The sequence below is a fragment of the Mycolicibacterium novocastrense genome, from assembly GCF_001499835.1.
GTDB classification, from domain to species: Bacteria; Actinomycetota; Actinomycetes; order Mycobacteriales; family Mycobacteriaceae; genus Mycobacterium; species Mycobacterium novocastrense.
In genome coordinates this window covers 224387-246496 of record NZ_LQIH01000023.1, presented here as the reverse complement: position 1 = coordinate 246496, position 22110 = coordinate 224387, and the positions used below count along the sequence as shown (strand labels likewise).

The following is a 22110-nucleotide window of genomic DNA, read 5'->3' as shown; positions in this document are numbered from 1 at the left end:
CTAGCGGGCCGGCACCTCGAAGCCCCACGGCAGCTCCAGCCGGTGCGCGGCAAGCAGTTCGGCGTCGGCCAGGACTTCGCGGATGGGGCCGTCGGCCGCGATCACGCCGTGGTCCATCACGACCGCCCGCTCACACAGCTGGGCGGCGTAGGGCAGGTCGTGGGTGACGATCAGCATCGTGGAGTCCAGCGCGGACAGTGTCTCGGCCAATTCCCGGCGGGCGACGGGATCGAGGTTCGCCGACGGTTCGTCGAGCACGAGGATGTCGGGCCGGCATGCCAGCACGGTCGCCAACGCCGCGCGGCGACGCTGTCCCGCCGACAGGTGGGTGGGGCTGCGGTCGGCCTCTTCGGTGAGCGACACCGTCTCCAGCGCTTCTCGCACCCGGTCGGCCAGCTCGTCGCCGCGCAATCCGAAGTTCGCGGGACCGAACGCCACGTCCTGTGCGACGGTCGGCATGAACAATTGGTCGTCGGGGTCTTGGAATACGAGGCCCACGCGCCTGCGCACATCGTGAAGTGTTTTGCGGGACAGCGCGGCATCGCCGATCCGCACCGTGCCCGATGTCGCGGCGAGTACGCCGTTGAGGTGCAGCATGAGAGTGGTCTTGCCCGCGCCGTTCGGGCCCAGCACGGCGATGCGTTCCCCGCGGGACACGGTCAGGTCGACACCGTCGAGGGCCACGTGACCGTCCGGGTACACGTGGCGCAGGCTTTCGATCGTGATCGCGTTCATTACAGCACCCACGCGGCCGTCGCAACCGCGACGGCGGCTACGGCCGGTGTCATCACGATCACCCACTGCGACGCGACCGCCCGTGGTGGCGCGCCGATCACAGCCAGATCCGGTGCGTTGCCGTCGAACCCGCGCGACAGCATCGCGACGTAGACCCGCTCACCTCGTTCATAGGACCGCAGGAACAGTGCGCCGATGCCCTTGGCGATGGCGCCTGCCTGGTGCAGGGCGCGCGGCGAATCGCCACGCGAGATGCGCGCCATACGCATCCGGCTCGTCTCGGCGGCCAGCAGGTCGACGTACCGAATCATCAGCACCAGAACCGACGTCGCGACCGCGGGCACACCGAGCCGGCCCAGCGCGGTGGGCAATTCGGTCGTCGAGGTGGTGGCGGCCAGGGTCAGCGCCGCCGCGACCCCGAGGGTGCCCTTGATGACGATGCCCCATGCCGCCCACAACCCGGCGACCGAGAGCTGCACCCCCGCAACGTCGATGCGCTCGCCCCCTTCGGCGAACGGCAGCAGCACGGCCAGGACGAGAAACGGCGCTTCGATCAGCATCCGTGGCAGGACCCACCGCAACGGAATTCGTGCCAGACGCCAGACGCCGACGACGATCGCGGCGTAGACGGCGAAGGGCCAGAACATCTCCCGCGGTGTCGCGACGACCGCGAGCACGAACACCAGAAGGCAGACGACCTTCACCTCGGCGGGCGCTCGGTGCACTACCGACTCGTCGTGCCTGTAGAGGGGATGAGCGCCCGCGCCCATGGTCAGCTGGATCCGTTGCGGTCGGTCACTTTGCGGCTGCGCGCAATCAGCCAGAACACCGATCCGGCGACGACGACCGTCGCGAGCACGCCGATGATCCCGGCGATCCCACCGGTGCCGTCGCGTCCGCCGATCGCGTAGTCGGCGAGCGGGGACGACGCCAGGCTGTGTTCCTCGGCGTGCTGCGCAATGCACTCGCCGGTGAGTTGCTCGCCGTCGGCGGTCTCGACGACCTCGCATCCGCGCAGCGTCGTCGAGTCGAGCCCGTCAGGGCTGGAACTGGCGAAGTAGGACACCGCACCGGCGATCAGCAGCGTGACGACCGCGAACACCGCCCAGAACTGCCAGCGCGACCTCATACCGCGACCTCCTGCCGGCTCCGGCGCAACAGGTAGACCAGGTCGGGACGCGAACGGGCGACCGCCATCACGGTGACCGCGGTGATCACGCCCTCCCCGATGCCGATCAGCGCATGGGTGCCGAGCATGTAGCCGGTGACCGCGCCGAGCGACGTGGTGGCCGCTCCACCGATCGCATATTCGACGACGAATCCCATTGCTGCACAGGCGGTGCCGATCAGTGCGGCGACGAACGCGATGGCGCCCAGCCCGGCGACCGGGACGTCCCGGCGGCTGCGCGCAACGGAGTACAGGAGCACAGCGGTCCCGTAGCCCGCGACCAAACCGATCACCGCCATGTTGACGATGTTGGTGCCCAGCGCCGTCACACCCCCGTCGGCGAACAGCAGCGCCTGCACGACCAGCACGATCGCGATACACAGCGCCCCGGTGAACGGGCCGACGAGGATCGCGGCGAGCGCGCCGCCGAGCAGGTGGCCGCTGACACCGGGGAGAATCGGGAAGTTGATCATCTGTACAGCGAAAATGAACGCCGCAACGAGCCCTGCCAGCGGCACCGTGCGCTCATCGAGTTCGTTTCGGGCTTTGGCCGCGCAGAACGCGACGGCGGCGACGGCGATGACACCGAAGACGACGGAGGTCGGGGCGTTGACGATGCCGTCGCTCATGTGCATCGCGACGTACGAAGAGGTCACCCCGCGAGCCTAAAGCTCGCACCGAACACCTGTCTAGCTGAACAGGTGTTCATGCGAGCTTTGGCCTCCGGCGGGACCGGGCGGGCACCAATGGCCCGCCCGGTCATCGCCTCAGCTGAGGCAAAGCCGGTGGTAGGTGTCCAGGGTGCGATTGGCAATATGATTCCAATCCTTTTCCGCCTGCTTGTCACCCTGTTGACGTGCCACGTTGGCTACATGAATGGCGCTATCGGCCGACGCAGCGATCGCTGCGCAATTGGCTTGCCTCGGCTTGGCTGCGGCAATACCTGTGGTGAGACCGGCGACTGCCGGCGTCGCGAGGGCCGCGGACAGCAACGCGGCGGCGATCGCCCGGTTGAGCACTGTGGCCATGATGTTTTCTCCTTCGCTTGTCGTCCGCGGGCCGTTCCCGCGAAACTGTTACGGCATCACCGTCGCGCGCGCGACTTCGGTCTTCGTTGACGAAATGTGAAACGCGCACTTCAGCGGGAGTTATCGCAATAGCGCAGGAGGGCTGCCCGGGCGAGCGCCACCGCCTCGGCGCCCGTCGGACCGACGTGCTCAGGATCGGCTTCGGCGTCGTTGAGCGGCGAATCCTTTCCGGCGGTAACCAACGACCGGTGAAGTGCGAGCGCATCGTCGTCAGCCCCGACTCGGACGAAGAACCGCGTCACGTAGCGCAGGTTGAGCCACTGTTGGCTCCAGTCCCCCACCCGATCCCAGTGGTCCAGCACGTCGATGAAAGCGGTTGCCGCTTCGGCGGGTTCACCGTGCACGGCCCGGGTCGACGCGGCCTCCATCAGCGCGATGCCGTACCACCACAGGTTGCGCACCGATGCGGCCAGCGCCGCAGCCTCGTCGAACAGTTGCAGCGCGCGATCGGGCTCGGATTTCTTGAGCACTAGACCGAGCGCGTAGCGAGCCATCGATTGTGCGGTGGCATTACGCGTTTCCTCCGCGACGCGCACCGACTCTTCCGCCGCGGCCACCCCTTCGGCCGGGACCTGCAGCGCAGCATGGCATATCGCGATGTAGAAGAGCGTCCACACCAGACGAATCGGGTCGGAATCGGCCCTAGCCCGCTGCGCCTCGGCCTCGTAGTGCAGCAGAGCAGCTTGGGCATCACCCTCGTACAGCGCGACGTCGGCGAGCACATCGCCGGGATAGGCGACCCGGGCGGCGCCACGCGCGGGTGCACGCCCCTGCGCGAGGTTCGCGAGGGTCCGGGCCTTGTCGAACTCGCCCCTGTTCCACGCTCCTCGCGCGGCGAAGCCGACGGCCGCGGCGTAGAGCGGATGAGTGGATTCGGCCACGTCGACGGCGCGCTCGGCCCAGCCGGCCGACTCGTAGCTGTGACGCAGGTGGACGACTTCGGGTAGCGAGGTCACCAGCCGAAGAGCGGTGTCGACGTCATGGACCGACAGCGCGTGCTCGAACGCGACGCGCAGGTTGTCGTAATCGGGCAGCATTCTGTCCACCCACATCCGCTCGTCGGGGCCGTGCATGCCGGCAGCCGCGCATTGGGCCAGCGCGGTGAAGTACTCGGCATGCCGCGATGCCACTGACTTGTCGATACCGTTGACCTGCAGTCGATTGCGGCCGTAGGCGCGCAGCATCTCCAGAACGGTGTACCGCGTCCGATCGGTCGCCGCCTGTCTGCCCACCATCGACTTGTCAACGAGTCCGGTGATCGCGTCGAGCGTGTCGTCCTCCTCGCCCCCACCGCACACCGCGTGCGCCGCTTCCAGGTCGAAGCCGCCGGCAAAGACGGACAACCGTGAGAACAGTTGCCGCTCTGCCTCGGTGAGTAGCTCATAGGACCAGTCGATCGTCGCGACGAGGCTCTGCTGACGAGGGGTCCCCCGGGCGCCTCCGCTGAGCAGCCGCAGACCGTCCAGCCGGCGTGCGACGTCAAGACTGCTCATGGCGCGCATCCGGGCGGCGGCCAGTTCGATCGCCAGCGGCAGACCGTCGACGCGTCGACAGATCTCCGCGACGGCGCCCACGGGTTCGTGCTCCAGCGCGAAATCGGGCCGGCTGGCCTTGGCCCGGTCGGCGAACAGCCGGGTGGCCTCGCCGATCGGCAACGGCGATACGGGCCAGACATGTTCCCCGTCAACGCCGATCGCTTCCCGGCTGGTGGCCAGGATCACGACGTCGGGGCAGCTGCCGACGATCGAGTCGATGAGCCGCGCCACCGCATCGAGGAGGTGCTCGCAATTGTCCAGAACCAGCAGTAGGTTTTTGGTTCGCAGGTAGTCGATCACTGTTTCTTCGATACCGAGCCCGTGGCGTTGTTGCAGATGAAGCGCGGCCGCCACGGTATGGCCAACGGCGGCACCGTCATCCAGTGGTGCGAGCTCGATGAGCGTGACGCCGTCGGCGAAGCACGCCTCGGCTCTGGCCGCGGCCTCGAGGGCCAGGCGGGTCTTGCCGACGCCGCCGACTCCGGTCAACGTCACCAGCGAACGGTCACGCAAGACGTCCGATACGTGCGCGACATCGTCGTCGCGGCCGATGAAACTGGTGCTCCGGCGTGGAAGGTTCGTCCTCGGCCGCGCGCTGATAGCCAGTGGTTGTCCGACGGCCGAAACTGCAGCCTCCCGATCACCCTCGAGAAGCTGCATATGCACCTGCTGCAGCGCCGGACTCGGATCCGCACCCAGTTCCTCGACGAGCCGTTCACGTACCGTACGGAACGTCTCGAGGGCGTCGGCCTGACGACCACACCGGTACTGCGCCAACATCAGCTGCGCCGCCAAACGCTCGTCCAGCGGGTGCTCGGCCAGCATGGTGGTCAGTTCGGGGAGCAACTCGGCATGTCGGCCGGCCCGCAACCCGGCATCGTTGCGATCCAGTGCGACGGCCAGTCGTTCGGTGTGCAGGGCGCTTCTGACCTCGTTCAGCCAGGGGGTGTCGAGCGTGACGAACGGATCGCCACGCCACAGCCGCAGCGCCCGGCCGAACAGGTCGTGCGCTTCGATGGGATCCACGGCGGCGCGCGCCTGGTTGGCCAGGTGCCGGAAGCGGTACAGGTCAACGGTCATCGGGTCGGCCACCAGCACGTAACCGCCGGACTCCCGCTTGATTTCGGCGTCTCCACTACGCCCGATGACTGCTCGTAACCGAGATACATACGCGGCCAGCGCATTACGTGCGCGATAGGGCGGTTCGTCGGCCCACACCCGATCGATCAGCTGATCGGAGGGAACCGGGCGGTTGAGGTCGATCAGCAAAGCGACGAGAACCGCACGCTGTCGCGCATGCCCGACATCGACGCGTTCACCGTCGACGTCGGCCCCGATGTCGCCGAGCAGCCGGAACACCACCGTCACGCTCACAGCTTTCACCAGGCCGCAGCGGGTGTCCGCAGTATTCGGCAAGTGGGGGGTCAGCGCGCCGGTGTCGCCTTCGTGGCGGTGACCAGGAGATACTCGGCGTCGTAGGAGGTGCCCGTCGGCCCCGGAACGGTGTTCCAGTCGTCGAGAAACTGCAGGAAGTCACGGTCGAGGTCGGCGATCCGCGCTGGCTGACCGGCGTTGAACGCATAGGTGGCGATCGTCGGCCCGTAGTTGCGCTTCCAGTACTCCCTGAAGTCGAGCGGACTCGGACAATGGTCCATGCGCGCGGTTCGCCGCTGCATCCGCAAGTCCGTCACCCGCCGGCCGAACAGCGACCGCACATGAGTTTCGTCTCCCCACAGGGGCGCGGGACTCGCCCCGGGCGGTGGCGGCGGCGCGTAGGGCTTCATCGTCTTGAACAGGTTGCCGATGAATCCTTCCGGAGTCCAGTTGATCATTCCGATGGTTCCGCCCGGCCGGCACACTCGCACGAGTTCATCGGCGGCGGCCTGGTGGTGTGGCGCGAACATCACACCGACACAAGACATAACGACATCAAAGCTGTTGTCGGCGAAGGGCATCGCCTCGGCATCGGCTTCGACCCATTCGATCTGGACTCCGTGCCGGTCGGCGATCGCGCGCCCCGCGGTGAGCAATTCGGGCGTGAGATCGCTCGCCGTGACGATCGCTCCGGCCGCGGCCGCCGGGATCGCCGCGTTTCCCGAGCCCGCAGCGACGTCGAGCACATGATCACCCGAACGCACCCCGCAGGCATCGGCCAGTTCGGGGCCCAGCGTCGGGATCAGTTCGGCCGCGACGGCCGGGTAGTCACCCGAGGCCCACAGCGCCCGGTGTTTGACCTTCAGTTGACGGTCGGCGTCGTGTTCGGTCGCGTTCTCGAGGATGTTGTTCATGGTCGTCCGCCTCGGTGTCGATACCCGCCCACCGGCGGGCATGTTGGTCTGACGTCGTCGACGATCGGCCGAGGATGTGAAGCACCGATTCGGGAATCGTGAAATGTCCTGGTCAGGCGTCAGCCGTGCCGGGCGCCGATCCAGTGCAGCAGGTCGTGGACGATGTCGTCGTCGAGGCGGTAACTGACGGCCCGTCCCACCCGCGTGGCGCTGACCCAGCCCTGCTGGCGCAACACGCGGAGCGCTTGCGAGACGGCGTTTTCCGACCGGCCCAATGCCGATGCAAGGTCTCCGACGCGGATCCCCGGTACCCGATGCAACGTGAGCAGGATCTCGAGGCGATGCGGGTCAGACAACAGATCGAACCGCTGCGTCCAGCTGGCGGTGTCGACGTCGGCCAGCGCGGACGATGCACGTTCGACGTCCACCTGGCCGACGGGCTCGTTCACGGGACTCAATGTAGCGCCGTTGTGCACGCTCGCGGGCGCATGACCGTGCGCGGATGTCGAAAAATCGGCGGTGTGTCGTGTGCAAACGCGCGCGCTCGCGACAAGGGGGGCCTAGTCGAGGAAGCCGTGTAGCAGCGCGGCCGACCCTTCGACGTGGGCACGCATCGCCGATGCCGCGCCGTCGGCATCGCCGGCGAGGATCGCGAGCACGATCGCCTCGTGCTGCTCGTCGGAATGGGCGATGTTGCGCGGCAGTAGCGGGATCTGGTCGAGCAGGGCGTTGAGCCGCATCCTGTTCTCCGCCAGCAGCGGAACCAGCGACGGCGACCCGGCTGCTTCCGCGATGGCCAGGTGTAGACGCGAGTCGAGACGGCGGTAGTCGTCGGGGGCGGCGGCGCGGACGTCGGTCATCCGGGCCCACAGCACCTCGCGTTCGGCAGCGGCGAGGGTCCGGGTGGCCGCCATCCGCGCGGCGCCGACCTCCAGGATCTCGCGCAGCCGCAATGCGTCGTCGATCTCGGCGCATGTGACCGCATCGGCCTCACCCGTGGGTCGCGGCAGCTCGTCGGCGAGGAACGTCCCGCCGTACCGTCCACGCCGCGACACCAGGTAGCCCGCGTCGGACAACGACTTGATCGCCTCACGCACGGTGTCGCGGCTGACCCCGAGCCGTGAGGCGAGTTCACGCTCGGGCGGTAGGCACTCACCGGGCGCCAGCACGCCGAGCCGGATGGTCTGCAGGAGCCGGGCGACGGTGTCTTCAAAGGCGTTACCCCCACGCACCGGGCGCAGCAGCGCTTCGGCCGCCGCCTCCGCGGCGAAGCCGACGTGCGCCACCGGCACCTCCGAGTCAGCCGACATGACTACAGCGGGGTGACGTAGTGACCGTTGATGCCGCCGTCGACGAGGAACGACGAGGCGGTGACGAACGACGCGTCGTCGCTGGCCAGAAACGCAACCGCCGCACCGATTTCCTCGGGTTCGGCGAACCGCCCGACCGGGACGTGCACCAGCCGTCGCGCGGCGCGTTCGGGATCCTTGGCGAACAGCTCGCGCAGCAGCGGGGTGTTCACCGGTCCCGGGCACAGCGCGTTGACCCTGATCCCCTGGCGCGCGTACTGCACGCCCAGTTCACGCGACATTGTGAGCACACCGCCCTTGGAGGCGGTGTAGGAGATCTGCGATGTCGCCGAACCCACCACCGCCACAAAGGAAGCCGTGTTGATGATCGAGCCCTTCTGCTGCGGCACCATGTGGCGCAGCGCCGCCTTGCAGCACAAGAACACCGACTTGAGGTTGACGTCCTGCACCCGCTGCCACGCGTCGATGCCGGTGTTCTCGATCAGTTCGTCCTCGGGCGGGCTGATACCCGCGTTGTTGAACGCGATGTCGACGGATCCGTGCATCTCGGCGGCCGTGTCGAACAGCTCGTCCACGGCCACCGGGTCCGAGACGTCGACCTGGACGAAGGTGCCGTTCAGATCGTCGGCGACGGTTTTTCCCGCCGCCGGGTCGATGTCACCGATGACGACGGTCGCGCCCTCGGCCGTCATCCGCTTGGCGCTGGCCAGGCCGATTCCGCTGGCGCCGCCGGTGATGACGGCGACCTTGCCCGCCAAGCGTTGCGTCAGATCCATCAGGCCTCCTGCACGGCAATGAAGACGTTTTTGGTTTCGGTGAACGACAGCGGTGCATCCGGGCCCAGTTCGCGTCCGAGGCCGGATTGTTTGAAGCCGCCGAACGGCGTGTTGTACCGCACCGAGGAATGCGAATTGACCGACAGGTTGCCCGCTTCCACCGCCCGCGACACCCGCACCGCCCGCGACAGGTTCTCCGTCCAGATCGATCCGGACAACCCGTAGGGGGTGTCGTTGGCGAGCGCGATCGCGTCGGCCTCGTCGTCGAACGGCAGCACGGTGACCACCGGGCCGAAGATCTCCTCGCGCACCGTTCGGTCGGTGCGCTGCGGCGTCAACACTGTCGGCGGAAACCAGTACCCGGGCCCCGAGGGAGCCGACCCGCGGAACGCGACGGGCGCGTCGTCGGGCACGAACGAGGCCACGGTGTTCCAGTGCCCCTGTGACACCAGCGGCCCCATCTCGGTGTCCTTGGCGCGCGGGTCGCCGACCACGACACCCTTGACCGCGGGCTCGAACAGCTCCATGAAGCGGTCGTAGACGGTGCGCTGCACCAGGATTCGGCTACGCGCACAACAGTCCTGACCGGCGTTGTCGAACACCCCGTAGGGCGCGGTGGCCGCTGCCTGTTCCAGGTCGCAGTCGTCGAAGACGATGTTGGCGCTCTTGCCGCCGAGTTCGAGGGTGACCCGTTTGACGTGTTTGGCCGCACCCGCCATGACCCGGGTGCCGACCTCGGTGGAGCCGGTGAACACGACCTTGCGCACGTCGGGGTGCGAGACAAAGCGTTCCCCGACCACCGAGCCCTTGCCGGGCAGCACACGGAACAGGTCGGCGGGGATACCCGCCTCGACGGCCAACTCCCCCAGCCGGATCGTGGTGAGCGGCGTCCACTCGGCGGGTTTGATCAGCACCGCGTTGCCCGCGGCGAGCGCGGGCGCAAAACCCCAGGAGGCGATCGTCATCGGGAAATTCCACGGCGTGATGACGCCGACCACTCCGAGCGGCTCGTTGAAGGTCACGTCGATGCCGCCCGCGACGGGAATCTGCTTGCCCGACAGGCGCTCCGGTGCGGCGGCGTAGAACTGCAGCACGTCGCGGACGTGGCCGGCCTCCCACTCGGCGTTACCGATGGGGTGCCCGGAGTTGGCGACCTCGAGCGCCGCCAACTCGTCGATGTGCGCGTCGACCGTCGCCGCGAACGCACGCAGTGCGGCCGCCCGCTCGGCCGGCGCCTGCCGCGCCCAATCCCGTTGTGCGGCTTTCGCCCTGGCCACCGCATCGTCGACCGCGGCCTCGTCGGTCTGCTCGACGGTAACCAGCAGCTCCTCGGTCGCCGGGTTGATCACATCGGATGTGCTCAAGCATTCGCCCTTTCTCTTGCGTATGCGTCCGCCGCTTCGACGACGGCGGCGAACAGCCGCAGGTCGTCGAGGCGCTCTTCGGGATGCCACTGCACGGCCAGCACGAAATGCTCACCCGGTAGTTCGACCGCCTCGATGACCCCGTCGTCGTCCTGCGCGCTGATCACCAGCCCGTCGCCGAGTCGGTCGATGGCCTGGTGGTGGTAGCACTGCGCGTCCGACGACTCCCCGATGAGCTCGGCCAACCGCGTGCCCGGCAGGATGCGGACCGTCGACGTGGTGAACACCGCGTTGCCCTGCTGGTGGCGGGTGTGGCCGATGACGTCGGGCAGGTGCTGGTGCAGTGTGCCGCCCAGCGCGACGTTGAGGACCTGGGCGCCGCGGCAGATGCCCAGCACCGGCATGCCGCGCCGCATCGCGCCGCGAACCAGCGCGAACTCGAACTGGTCACGGCGCCGGTTGTCCTCGGTGTCGGCGTCGGTGGCCGGGTGCGGGTTCTGGCCGTAGTGAGCGGGAACGACGTCGCGCCCACCGGTGATGACGACGCCGTCGAGTCCGTCGAGCAACCGGTCGGCGATGTGGTCGTCAACAGGCTGCGGCGGAAGCAGAACCGAGATGCCGCCGGCCAGTTCGACGCCCTCGAAGTAGATCGCGGGCAAGAAGCTGGCCCGCACGTCCCACACCCCGGTCTGTGCCTGCTGCAGGTAGGTGGTCAATCCGAGTACGGGTCTCGCCGGGATGTCAGAGCCGCTCAAAGCCGCGAACCCTTTCCCAGTCCGTGACGGCGGCGTTGAACGCGGCCAACTCGACGCGGGCGTTGTTGAGATAGTGCTCGACGACCTCGTCGCCGAATGCGGCCCGCGCGACCTCGGACTTCTCGAACAGCGCCGCGGCCTCGGCGAGGGTGGTCGGAAGCCGTTCGACGCCACTGGTGTACGCATTGCCCTCAATGGGATCAGGCAACTCGAGTTCGCGTTCGATGCCGTACAGGCCGCCGGCAATCAACGCCGATACCGCCAGGTACTGGTTGACGTCACCGCCCGGGGCGCGGTTCTCCATCCGCATGCCGTGGCCGTGGCCGACGACGCGCAGCGCACAGGTCCGGTTGTCCAGACCCCACGCGATCGCGGTCGGGGCGAAACTGGCGTCGACGAACCGCTTGTAGGAGTTGATGTTCGGCGCGTAGAACAGCGTCAACTCCCGCAGGGTGGCCAGCTGTCCGGCCACGAAGCTGCGGAACATCGGCGACATGCCGAGCGGATCGGACTCGTCGGCGAACACCGCTGAGCCACCTGGACTGCCGTCGTCGCCCCGCAGCGAGATGTGCACGTGGCAGCTGTTGCCTTCGCGCTCATCGAATTTCGCCATGAACGTCAGGCTTTTGCCGTGCTGGTCGGCGATCTCCTTAGCGCCGTTCTTGTAGATCGTGTGGTTGTCACAGGTGACGCGGGCGTGGTCGAAACGGAACGCGATCTCCTGCTGGCCGAGATTGCACTCCCCCTTGACGCCCTCGCAGTACATGCCCGCACCGGTCATGCCGAGCCGGATGTCGCGCAGCAGCGGCTCCATCCGCGTCGAGCCGAGCATCGCATAGTCGACGTTGTAGTCCGAGGCCGCCGTCAACCCCCGGTACCCGTTGGCCCACGCCTCGCGGAAGCCGTCGTCGAACACCATGAACTCGAGCTCTGTCCCGACATAGGGCACCAGGCCAAGGTCGGCGAGCCGGTCGATCTGGCGGTTGAGGATGCTGCGCGGGGCCTGCTCCACCGGCTTGCCGTCGTGCCAATTCAGGTCGGCCATCACCATCGCGGTGCCCGGCAGCCACGGAATGCGCCGCAGCGTCGAGAAGTCCGGCGTCATCACCATGTCGCCGTAGCCGGTCTCCCAACTCGACATCGAGTACCCGTCAACGGTGTTCATGTCGACGTCGACGGCCATCAGATAGTTGCAGCATTCCGCGCCGTGCTCGGCGACCTCCTCGAGGAATAGCCGGGACGACACCCGCTTCCCCGTGAGCCTGCCCTGCATATCGCAGAACGCGACGATCACCGTGTCGATCTCGCCGTCTGCGACCATGCGCTCGAGATCGGCCTGCGACAACATGCCCGATGTGACGCTCATCCGTGGTGGGGCCTTTCCTTCGACAGCGCGAGATTGCGGGTAGTCAACCATTGGCTGTGACTCGGTCCGGCGTGCGCGCAAGTCTTTTACCGAGATGTCACTTCCAAAGGTAGGACACCAGACCTTTGCAAGTTTATTCTCCCTATGCCTCGTCACCGCGAGAAGGAGACCAAATCCGTGGCCGACAAGATGAAGAGCTCGGGTGGAGTCACGTACAGCCAAGCGGGCGACGGCTACTTCGAGAAGCGGCAACTCAAACGCACCGCCGGCTTCTGGGGCCTGTGGGGAATCGGCGTCGCCGCGGTCATCTCCGGTGACTTCTCCGGCTGGAACTTCGGCATCGGCGCGGCCGGATGGGGCGGCTTGGCGATCGCCTCCGTCGTCATCGTGATCATGTATTTCGGCATGCTCTTCTCGATCGGGGAGATGTCGGCGGCCATGCCCCATACCGGTGGGGCCTACTCATTCGCCCGCGCCGCGATGGGACCGTGGGGCGGCTTCGTCACCGGGTTCGCCGAAACCATCGAGTACGTGTTCACCACAGCAGTGATCGTCTACTTCTCGGCCTCCTACGCCAACGCCGTCACGACCGACCTGTTCAACCTCTCCCTGCCGATGTGGGTGTGGTGGATCATCCTGTATGCGATCTTCGTCGGGCTGAACTCATGGGGCGCGGAGATCTCGTTCAAGTTCGCCCTCGTCGTCGCGATCATCTCGATCGGCATCCTGGTGTTGTTCGGCATCCTGGCCATCGCCAACGGCGCGGTGGACTTTTCCAAGCTGTTCGACATCGCGCCGGATCCGGCCGCCGCGGGTTCCTCGACGTTCCTGCCGTTCGGCTGGGTCGCGATCCTCTACGCGATGCCGTTCGCGATGTGGTTCTTCCTGGGCATCGAGGAACTCCCGCTGGCCGCCGAGGAGGCCCACGACCCGGCCCGCGACATCCCCCGCGCCGGCATCTGGGGACTGGTCTCGCTGATCGGCTGCGGTGCGATCGTGTTCTTCCTCAATCCGGCGGTGACCGGGTCGGAGGCACTGGGTAGCTCGGACGAACCTCTGCTCGACGGCTTCCGCGCGTTCCTGCCCGCCAACCTCGCCGCGGTGCTGTCGGCGTTCGCGTTGATCGGGCTGCTGGCCAGCCTGCAGGGCATCATGTACGCCTACGGCCGCAACATGTACTCGCTGAGCCGGGCCGGCTACTACCCGAAGACGTTGTCGCTGACCGGTTCCCGGCAGACGCCGTATGTCGCGCTGCTGGCGGGGGCGGTCATCGGATTCGTGGCGCTGCTCATCGTCGACTACAACGAGGGTGCCGGAGCAGTGGTCCTCAACATCGCGGTGTGGGGTGCGGTGCTGGCGTACGGGTTGCAGATGATCTCGTTCATCCTGCTGCGCCGCAAGTTCCCCAACGCCCGACGACCGTGGGTGAGCCCGACCGGCAACTGGGGTGCGGTCGTCGCGCTGGTCATCGCGGCGGTGACATTCGTCGGCGTGCTCGTCAACCCCGACTACCGGCCCGCGGTCATCGCGATCGTCATCTTCTACGTCCTGGGACTGCTGGTGTTCGGCTTCTACGGCAGGCACCGCCTGGTGCTGTCGCCCGAGGAGGAGTACGCCGTCACCGGGGGCCTGCACGGTTACGACCCCGGCGCCGAAGGCCTCGGCGGCACCATCGAGGACGAGATTCTCAAGGGCCACACCGACTGAGCCACCGGGGCCCCGCACATTGCCCGGACGGCGAACGGCGATGGCATTTTTGCGGTCCGACCAGCGCTAACTAGACCCACGTCACACCCGTAACAGGTTTCGCTGCCGTCAACAAGGGTAATGTCGAGGGCGTGTGTGGAGCCACCGGCGAGGTGCGTCTCGACGGCCGGGTACCTGATGTAGCAGCTGTCTCGGCGATGGCCGAGGCGATGACACCCAGGGGTCCCGACTCGGCGGGCGCGTGGTCACAGGGCAGGGTCGCGCTAGGTCACCGTCGCCTGAAAATCATCGATCTGTCCGAAGCGGGCGGCCAACCCATGCTCGACTCCGAGCTGGGGTTGGCGATCGCGTGGAACGGCTGCATCTACAACTACAAGCAGCTGCGCCGCGAACTCAGCGAACACGGCTACCGGTTCTTCTCGCACAGCGACACCGAGGTGCTGCTCAAGGCGTATCACCACTGGGGCGACCGGTTCGTCGACCATCTCTTCGGCATGTTCGCGTTCGCGATCGTCGAGCGCGACAGCGGCCGGGTGCTGCTCGGCCGCGACCGGCTCGGCATCAAACCGCTGTATATCAGCGAGAATTCCAACCGCATCCGGTTCGCCTCGTCGCTGCCCGCCCTGCTCGCCGGCGGCGACATCGACACCCGCATCGATCCGATCGCGCTGCACCACTACATGACGTTCCACTCGGTGGTGCCCGCACCGCGCACGATTCTGCGTGGTGTCACCAAAGTGCCGCCGGCGTCGCTGATCGCGATCGAGCCGGACGGCCGCCGCACGACGAGGACGTACTGGGAGCCCGACTTCACCCGCAACCCCGACCGGGCCGACTGGTCCGAAAAGGACTGGGAAGACGCCGTTCTCGACGCGTTGCGCGTCGCCGTCGACCGACGCCTGGTCGCCGACGTTCCGGTGGGCTGCCTGCTCTCCGGCGGCGTCGACTCCAGCCTGATCGTCGGCCTGCTCGCCGAGGCGGGTCAACACGGGCTGGCGACGTTCTCGATCGGCTTCGAATCGGTCGGCGGTGTGGCCGGCGACGAATTCAAATACTCCGACATCATCGCCGAGCGGTTCGGCACCGACCATCACCAGATCCGCATCGGCACCGACCGCATGCTGCCCGCACTCGACGGGGCGATCGGCGCCATGAGCGAACCGATGGTCAGCCACGACTGCGTCGCGTTCTATCTGCTCAGCCAGGAGGTGGCCAAGCACGTCAAGGTCGTGCAATCGGGTCAGGGCGCCGACGAGGTGTTCGCCGGATACCACTGGTATCCCCCGCTGGGCAGCCCGGACGCGGCCACGGTCGAGGGAGCGGTGGCCAGCTACCGCAAGGCGTTCTTCGACCGCGACCGCGCGGGCTACGACGCGCTGGTGACACCGGCGTTCGCCGTCGACGGCGACCCGAGCCTGGACTTCGTCACCGAGCACTTCGCGCGGGCGGGCGCCGAGACCGGCATCGACCGCGGTCTGCGCCTGGACACCACCGTCATGCTCGTCGACGATCCGGTCAAGCGCGTCGACAACATGACCATGGCGTGGGGTCTCGAGGGTCGCGTGCCGTTCCTCGACCACGAACTCGTCGAGCTCGCCGCCACGTGCCCACCCGAGCTGAAGATCGCGCACGAAGGCAAGGGTGTGTTGAAGCAGGCCGCGCGCCAGGTGATTCCGTCCGACGTCATCGACCGACCGAAGGGCTACTTCCCGGTGCCTGCGCTCACCCACCTCGAGGGCCCGTACCTGGACATGGTGCGTGACGCGTTGTACGCGCCCGCCGCAAAGGAACGCGACCTGTTCCGACCCGCCGCGATCGACCGGTTGCTCGCCGACCCGAACGGACGCTTGACCCCGCTGCGCGGAAACGAACTGTGGCAACTGGCGCTGCTCGAACTGTGGTTGCAGCGACACGGCATCACGGGGCCCGCGGCATGACGGCGCTCGGACCCGACGCGGAGCAGACCGAAGCGATCACCCTCGGCTTGCACGACGCGTCACCGCAGCATCTCGTCGACGCGATGGCCGACGACGTCGTCATCGAAATGGGTTGGGGGCGGCTGATTTTCGGCCAGACGTTCGCCGACCCCGGCAAGCTGGCCGAGGTGCTCAGGCATGAGGGACACGGCAGACGTGACATCTGCATCTACGCCCGCGAACCCCACGTCCTGGTGTCGATGGCGCCCGCCGAACTGTTCATCGACCCCAGCCACACCTATCGGCTCCGGTTCACCGAGGACCCCGACCCCGGCAAGTCGCCGACCGGGTTCTCGGTGCGCTCCCTGCAGAGCGCCGACGACGCCGACGAGATGAACCGCGTGTACGTGCGCTGCGGCATGGTGCCCGCGCCCGTCGACGTGCTGTGGAACAACCACCAGACCCAGGACGCCCTCGACTACCTGGTCGCGGTGCGTGACGACGACGGCTCCGTGCTGGGCACCGTGACCGGTGTCGACCACAAACGGCTGTTCTCCGATCCGGAGAACGGTTCGAGCCTGTGGACGCTGGCCGTCGACCCGACGACGAGCCTGCCCGGTGTCGGCGCCGCGCTCACCCGGGCGCTGGCCGCGATCTACCGCGAACGTGGCCGCGCCTACATGGACCTGTCGGTCAGCCACGACAACGCCGCGGCGATCTCGCTTTACGAGAAGCTCGGTTTCGAGCGGGTGCCGGTGATGGCGGTCAAGCGCAAGAACGCGATCAACGAACCGCTGTTCACCCATCCACCCGAAACCGTGGAAGACCTCAATCCGTACGCGCGGATCATCGCCGACGAGGCGATGCGCCGCGGAATCTGGGTCGAGGTGCTCGACGCCGAAGCCGGCGAGATGCGCCTATCGCACGGCGGCCGCACCGTCATCACCCGGGAATCCTTGTCGGAGTTCACCTCCGCGGTGGCGATGGCGCGCTGCGACGACAAGCGACTCACCAGGCGGCTGGTGGCCGAGGCCGGCATCGCGGTGCCCAAGGGCAGGTTGGCGACCTTCGACAAGAGGGATCACGAGTTCCTCGAGGAGGTCGGTGACGTCGTGGTCAAACCGACCCGGGGTGAGCAGGGCAAGGGCATCACCGTCGGTATCAGCAGCGCCGAGGACTTGGACGCAGCGCTGGCTCGCGCCCGCCAGGAACACCCGCACGTGCTGATCGAGCAGCGTGCACCCGGCGACGACCTGCGGCTGGTGGTCATCGACGGCAAGGTGGTGGCCGCGGCACTACGCAGGCCCGCCGAGGTCGTCGGGACCGGACACCACACGGTGCGCGAGCTGATCGAGGCGCAGAGCCGGCGCCGGGCGGCGGCCACGGGCGGTGAATCCCGCATCCCGATCGACGCGGTCACCGAGTCAACGGTCACCGAAGCGGGTTGGTCGTTCGACGATGTACTTCCCGAAGGTGAGCGGCTGCGAGTGCGGCGCACCGCGAACCTGCACCAGGGCGGCACCATTCACGATGTCACCGCGAAGGTGCACCCTCACCTGTGTGACGTCGCGGTGCGGGCCGCGCACGCGATCGGCATACCCGTCACCGGAATCGATCTGCTGGTGCCCGACGTCACCGAGCCCGAGTACGTCTTCATCGAGGCCAACGAGCGCCCCGGGCTGGCCAATCACGAACCACAGCCCACCGCAAAGGCTTTCGTCGACTTCCTGTTCCCGGGGAGCCCCGCGTTGCCGCAGGCGTGGACGCCCGAGGAGTCGCCCGCCTGACTCACCAGGTGCTGGTGCGCATCACGATCTCGGCGGCCAGCTGCGCCGTGGACTCCGCGGCGTTGCGCCGGCCCAGCAGGTCGACCATCCGGTAGTCGCCGTACACGTAGCGCTGACTGGCCTTGGCGACCGCGCGTGCCGCGGGGGTGCTGACCAGTGCGGTGGTGTTCATCTCCACCGGCGGGCAGTGCTCGTCGCGGATCACGCCCGCGGCGTCGGCGACGCGCGGATGGCCGCGGTCGATGACGACCAACCCGATGAACCGGTCGAGCCGGGTGGCGGCCAGTTCCCACGCCAACTCGCCGCCGACGCGGTCCCCCACCAGCAGCGCCCATTTCACGCCGAGAGCGTCGAGGATGGCAACGACCGACTTGGCGGTCAGCCGAGGATCGGGCGGGACGACGACGGTCCGCAACGACGCGGTGTGCAGCCGCTGACACACGGCGTCATAGGCCGCGGCCGGTTGATGACCCGCCCCGAGCACCACCACCACCGATCCCTTGTCGGGACCGGAGACGTCGACGGGCACGCTGAAACCCTCGACGGCGACCGTGGTGGATGGCATTGGGCCACGCTACAGCGGTCCACGGGCCGACGCGGTCGTTTCGCCGGGAGTGAACGGGCGATTCAGAGCGCAGCGACGCGCTCGGCCTGCTCGGTCGCGATGTCCAGAAAGGTCTGGGGCAGCGTGGCTTTGACCGGAATCGTCGGATTCGGAGTCGGGAACGCGACGCCGTACACCGCCATGGTCCCGATGTTCTCGAAGGTGAAGTAGACGCTGCTGTCGACCCCGCCGAGTTGCATGGTCTGCTCGTAGACGAGCGCGTCGGCGCGAGGTGGATCCATCCTGGTCGTCGTCATCGGGATGCCCGGCGAGGACTCGTCGAAGAACGTCTCGAAGCGCGAGCACCGCTCGGCCGTCGCCGCCAGTTTGTCCAGATCCAGACGCCATGTCAGCACGGTCATCACAATGCGGGCGCCGTCGTAGCCGACGACGTATTCTTTCGCGCTGCCCGGACCGCGCTCCCCGGACTGCGCGATCACCCGGGTGAGTCCCTCAGAGCACCCCGCCGGTCGGGACAGCATGGCCGGAGGGGCGCCCGCCCCGTCACCACCCCGGCCGGGTTCGCGGACGACATGGTCGAACTGCACCCCCTGCGGGAAGTCGGCCGCGGTGAGCAGCGCTCTGTCCAGGCGGGCGCCGGGCCAGGTCGGCGAGCCCTCGATCGCGTGCGCGCAACCCGTCGATGTCAGCGCGGTGAGCAGCACCGCCACGGCGAGTCGCCGCATCATCGGCGGAGCCCCGTCACGATGTCGGGCCGGGCCGGGGCGCCGTCTTCGAGCAGGGTCAGCACCGCGTCCACGTCGAGGTGGCTGGTCAGCAGGTCGGCCATCAGATCCAGTTGCGCATCGCGGCGAGCACCGACGTCGACATCGTCGGCCACGACGAACCCACTGCGGCCGGCGGCCGCTGCGACCTCGACCAGCCAGGAGCGCCGCACGTCGTCGTTGTCGAGCACACCGTGCCAGTGGGTGCCGTACACCGCCTCGCGCCGCAGGCCGACCCCGAGCCACTGTTCCTCCGTCGAGCGGACGATCTGACCGTGGTGAATCTCGTAGCCGGACAACGGTTCTTCGTGACGGCGCACGGTCTTTTCGGCTGCGAAGACGAGGTCGACGTCGAGCAGGCCCAGGCCCGCCACGACGCCTGCACCGGACTCCACCGGATCGTCGATGTGCGCGCACAGCATCTGGAAGCCGCCGCACACCCCCAGCACCGGCAGGCCGCGCGTGGCGTGTGCGCTCACCGCGTCGGCAAGCCCGCTGCGGCGCAGCCAATCCAGGTCGGCGACGGTGGCCTTGCTGCCGGGGATCACGACCACGTCCACGTCGACGAGATCGGCGGGTTCACTGACCCAGCGGACCAGCACACCCGGTTCGCACGCGAGGGCTTCGACATCGGTCGAGTTCGAGATGCGGGGCAACCGGATCGCGGCAACCCGCAACCACTGCTCCCCCCGCGGCGGTTGCGGTTCACCGACCACGCGACGGGCCACCACCGAGACAGAGTCCTCGGTGTCCAGCCACAAGCCCTCGGCATACGGGATGACGCCGTAGGTCGGCCGCCCCGACAACTCCTGCAGTTGCACCAGGCCGGGCGCAAGCAGCGACGGGTCACCGCGAAACTTGTTGACCACGAACCCGGCGATCAACCGCTGGTCTTCGGGTTCCAGCACCGCGACGGTGCCGTAGAGGTGTGCGAGCACACCGCCGCGGTCGATGTCGCCGACCACGATCACCGGAAGCCCCGCGGCGCGCGCCAACCCCATGTTCGCCAGATCAGTTGTCCGCAAATTGATTTCGGCGGGCGAGCCGGCACCCTCGCAGATGACGGCATCGAATTCGGCGCGCAGCTGCTCCAGTTCGCCTGCGACGACGGCGCCCAGGCGATCGCGGTGGTGGATGTAGTCGCGCGCGCTGACGGTATCGACCACCCGACCGCGCACCACCAGCTGCGAGGTGCGGTCGCTGCCGGGTTTGAGCAGGATCGGGTTGAACCGGGTGTGCGGCGCCAGACCGGCGGCGCGGGCCTGCATCGCCTGGGCCCGGCCGATCTCGCCGCCGTCGACGGTGACCGCGGAGTTGTTCGACATGTTCTGCGCCTTGAACGGTGCGACGCGAATACCCTTGCGCGCCAACAGCCGGCACAGCCCGGCCACCACCATCGACTTGCCGGCGTCCGAGGTGGTGCCTGCCACCAGCAGGGCGCCGCCCGCCGGTTGTGAATCAGGCGACGCGACTGCGTGTTCGGGCGTCGTCGGATTCACAGTCGAGCGTTCTAGTCGGCGACTGTCAGGATCTCGGCGCCGTCGTCGGTGACCACCAACGTGTGCTCGAACTGCGCGGTCCACCTCTTGTCGGTGGTGGCGACGGTCCAACCGTCGTCCCAGATCTCGTAGTCCAGGCCGCCGAGGTTGATCATCGGCTCGATGGTGAACGTCATACCCGGCTCCAGGACCGTGTCCACCGCGGGCTGGTCGTAGTGCAGGACCACCAGGCCGTTGTGGAACGTGGTGCCGATGCCGTGGCCGGTGAAGTCGCGAACCACGTTGTAGCCGAATCGGTTCGCGTAGGACTCGATGACCCGCCCGACGACCGACAGCTGCCGCCCGGGTTTGACGGCCTTGATCGCGCGCATGGTCGCCTCGTGCGTGCGCTCCACGAGCAGGCGGTGTTCCTCGGAGACGTCGCCCGCCAGGAAGGTCGCGTTGGTGTCTCCGTGCACACCGTCGATGTACGCGGTCACGTCGATGTTGACGATGTCGCCGTCCTCGATGACCGTCGAGTCCGGGATGCCGTGGCAGATGATCTCGTTGAGCGAGGTGCAGCAGGACTTCGGGAAGCCCTTGTAGCCGAGGGTCGAGGGATAGGCGCCGTGATCGATCATGTACTCGTGGGCGATGCGGTCCAGCTCGTCGGTCGTGACGCCGGGTGCGACGGCTTTACCCGCCTCGGCCAGCGCACGCGCCGCGATGCGGCCCGCGACGCGCATCTTCTCGATCACCTCGGGCGTCTGCACCCACGGCTCGCTGCCCTCGTCGACGGTCTGCTTCCAGGCGTACTCCGGCCGTGGAATCGACGCGGGCACCGGCAGCGTCGGCGAGACCACGCCGGGGCGGAGGGCGGTACGAACGGGCATGTCAACAGGGTAGACGAGGTCAGCGCCGGTCGAACGGGGTGAGCCGCCAGGACCGGCGCGGCCCGCGGACGTCCACCGAGCCGCAGACCACCTTGCCGGTCAGGATGACGTGCGGGTTGCCTTCGGCCGGCGCGTCTCTGCGGTGATCGCGGGCGCTGCCCACGTTGACCTCGACGTCGTCGATGGAGGCGCTGGCCCCGTCGGGCAGCCGCAGTTCAAGCCCCCCGAACTTGAGGTCGAGCTCGATGACGACCATCGGCCCGGCGAAGCGCGCCCGGGTCAGGTCCAAGTCCACCGAACCCATCCGCCGGTGCAGGGCCAGCCGGCTCGGCACCGTCCATTCGCCGTGCCGCTTGAGGGAGCCGAGCACACCACGCAGCTCGACGCGATCGGCGGCCGAGGCGACGATGGCGCCCGGGCCGGGCAGGTCGCCCACCAGCGCGTCCAGGTCCGAGTGCAGGCGTGCCCGCGCCACTGCCGCCGAGCGCTCCTCGAACTCCTCGATGTCGATCAGGCCCAGCGCGACGGCGTTGTGCAGTCGTCGCAGCGTGCCGTTGCGGTCGGCGTCGGAGACGCGCATGGCGTCGTGGTTGGTCTCGGTCATCGCACGTTCCA

21 protein-coding genes are annotated in these 22110 nt (G+C 67.9%); 3 read left to right on the top strand and 18 right to left on the bottom strand.

Going from position 1 to position 22110, the window contains the following annotated elements:
* From AU072_RS17580 to AU072_RS17520, 13 genes are all read right to left on the bottom strand, one after another.
* The gene (locus AU072_RS17580) at positions 1 to 735 is read right to left on the bottom strand and encodes an energy-coupling factor ABC transporter ATP-binding protein (protein WP_064414957.1); all 735 of its coding nucleotides are present in this window, start codon (positions 733 to 735) and stop codon (positions 1 to 3) included.
* On the bottom strand, positions 735 to 1505 hold the full coding sequence (gene cbiQ / locus AU072_RS17575; RefSeq protein ID WP_064414956.1) for a cobalt ECF transporter T component CbiQ: 771 nt from the start codon (positions 1503 to 1505) through the stop codon (positions 735 to 737). Before cbiQ ends, AU072_RS17580 begins: the two co-directional genes overlap by 1 nt.
* A 2-nt stretch (positions 1506 to 1507) precedes the next feature.
* Positions 1508 to 1864, bottom strand: a complete 357-nt coding sequence (locus tag AU072_RS17570) for a PDGLE domain-containing protein (protein WP_064414955.1) — start codon at positions 1862 to 1864, stop codon at positions 1508 to 1510.
* Positions 1861 to 2538, bottom strand: a complete 678-nt coding sequence (locus AU072_RS17565; protein WP_064415038.1) for an energy-coupling factor ABC transporter permease — start codon at positions 2536 to 2538, stop codon at positions 1861 to 1863. The genes AU072_RS17570 and AU072_RS17565 overlap by 4 nt, the downstream gene beginning before the upstream one ends.
* A gap of 132 nt (positions 2539 to 2670) precedes the next feature.
* A complete protein-coding gene (locus AU072_RS28185) occupies positions 2671 to 2931 on the bottom strand; it encodes a hypothetical protein (protein ID WP_133147296.1) in 261 nt (86 codons plus the stop codon).
* Between the two features lie 110 nt (positions 2932 to 3041).
* Complete coding sequence (locus tag AU072_RS17555) at positions 3042 to 5894, bottom strand: AfsR/SARP family transcriptional regulator (RefSeq protein WP_064415037.1); 2853 nt, start codon at positions 5892 to 5894, stop codon at positions 3042 to 3044.
* Positions 5895 to 5950: 56 nt separating this feature from the next.
* Entirely contained in the window at positions 5951 to 6814 is an 864-nt protein-coding gene (locus AU072_RS17550; RefSeq protein ID WP_064414953.1) for a class I SAM-dependent methyltransferase, read from the bottom strand.
* A 119-nt stretch (positions 6815 to 6933) separates the two neighbouring features.
* Positions 6934 to 7263 (bottom strand): ArsR/SmtB family transcription factor, encoded by a 330-nt coding sequence (locus AU072_RS17545; RefSeq protein ID WP_165595595.1) that lies wholly within the window; start codon positions 7261 to 7263, stop codon positions 6934 to 6936.
* A 111-nt stretch (positions 7264 to 7374) separates the two neighbouring features.
* Positions 7375 to 8124: a FadR/GntR family transcriptional regulator gene (locus AU072_RS17540; RefSeq protein ID WP_064414952.1), complete on the bottom strand. Its 750-nt coding sequence runs from the start codon at positions 8122 to 8124 to the stop codon at positions 7375 to 7377.
* Positions 8125 to 8126: 2 nt separating this feature from the next.
* Positions 8127 to 8903, bottom strand: a complete 777-nt coding sequence (locus AU072_RS17535; RefSeq protein WP_174523685.1) for a 3-oxoacyl-ACP reductase — start codon at positions 8901 to 8903, stop codon at positions 8127 to 8129.
* Entirely contained in the window at positions 8900 to 10264 is a 1365-nt protein-coding gene (locus tag AU072_RS17530) for an aldehyde dehydrogenase family protein (RefSeq protein WP_064414950.1), read from the bottom strand. Before AU072_RS17530 ends, AU072_RS17535 begins: the two co-directional genes overlap by 4 nt.
* Positions 10261 to 11019 carry a gamma-glutamyl-gamma-aminobutyrate hydrolase family protein gene (locus AU072_RS17525; protein ID WP_064414949.1) on the bottom strand — a complete coding sequence of 253 codons (759 nt, stop codon included), beginning with the start codon at positions 11017 to 11019 and terminating at the stop codon, positions 10261 to 10263. The genes AU072_RS17530 and AU072_RS17525 overlap by 4 nt, the downstream gene beginning before the upstream one ends.
* The gene (locus AU072_RS17520; RefSeq protein ID WP_064414948.1) at positions 11006 to 12385 is read right to left on the bottom strand and encodes a glutamine synthetase family protein; all 1380 of its coding nucleotides are present in this window, start codon (positions 12383 to 12385) and stop codon (positions 11006 to 11008) included. Before AU072_RS17520 ends, AU072_RS17525 begins: the two co-directional genes overlap by 14 nt.
* Before the next feature lie 177 nt (positions 12386 to 12562).
* On the opposite strand from AU072_RS17520, the gene AU072_RS17515 reads away from it, so the two are divergent.
* The 3 genes from AU072_RS17515 to ngg all read left to right on the top strand — a co-directional run bounded on the left by AU072_RS17515 (position 12563) and on the right by ngg (position 17795).
* Complete coding sequence (locus tag AU072_RS17515; RefSeq protein WP_064415035.1) at positions 12563 to 14092, top strand: amino acid permease; 1530 nt, start codon at positions 12563 to 12565, stop codon at positions 14090 to 14092.
* Positions 14093 to 14223: 131 nt separating this feature from the next.
* Positions 14224 to 16029 carry an N-acetylglutaminylglutamine amidotransferase gene (locus AU072_RS17510; RefSeq protein WP_064414947.1) on the top strand — a complete coding sequence of 602 codons (1806 nt, stop codon included), beginning with the start codon at positions 14224 to 14226 and terminating at the stop codon, positions 16027 to 16029.
* Positions 16026 to 17795, top strand: coding sequence for an N-acetylglutaminylglutamine synthetase (gene ngg / locus AU072_RS17505; protein WP_064414946.1), 1770 nt, complete (start codon positions 16026 to 16028; stop codon positions 17793 to 17795). Before AU072_RS17510 ends, ngg begins: the two co-directional genes overlap by 4 nt.
* 1 nt (position 17796) lies before the next feature.
* Here the strand turns inward: ngg and AU072_RS17500 are convergent, their stop codons facing one another.
* The 5 genes from AU072_RS17500 to AU072_RS17480 all read right to left on the bottom strand — a co-directional run bounded on the left by AU072_RS17500 (position 17797) and on the right by AU072_RS17480 (position 22099).
* Positions 17797 to 18360 (bottom strand): alpha/beta fold hydrolase, encoded by a 564-nt coding sequence (locus tag AU072_RS17500; protein ID WP_064351009.1) that lies wholly within the window; start codon positions 18358 to 18360, stop codon positions 17797 to 17799.
* A gap of 62 nt (positions 18361 to 18422) precedes the next feature.
* Positions 18423 to 19088, bottom strand: coding sequence for a hypothetical protein (locus AU072_RS17495; RefSeq protein ID WP_064414945.1), 666 nt, complete (start codon positions 19086 to 19088; stop codon positions 18423 to 18425).
* Positions 19085 to 20623: a cobyric acid synthase gene (locus AU072_RS17490; RefSeq protein ID WP_268874533.1), complete on the bottom strand. Its 1539-nt coding sequence runs from the start codon at positions 20621 to 20623 to the stop codon at positions 19085 to 19087. The genes AU072_RS17495 and AU072_RS17490 overlap by 4 nt, the downstream gene beginning before the upstream one ends.
* A gap of 11 nt (positions 20624 to 20634) precedes the next feature.
* Positions 20635 to 21495 (bottom strand): type I methionyl aminopeptidase, encoded by an 861-nt coding sequence (gene map / locus AU072_RS17485; protein ID WP_064414944.1) that lies wholly within the window; start codon positions 21493 to 21495, stop codon positions 20635 to 20637.
* A 19-nt stretch (positions 21496 to 21514) separates the two neighbouring features.
* On the bottom strand, positions 21515 to 22099 hold the full coding sequence (locus AU072_RS17480) for a DUF1707 SHOCT-like domain-containing protein (protein ID WP_064414943.1): 585 nt from the start codon (positions 22097 to 22099) through the stop codon (positions 21515 to 21517).
* Positions 22100 to 22110 lie beyond the last annotated feature (11 nt).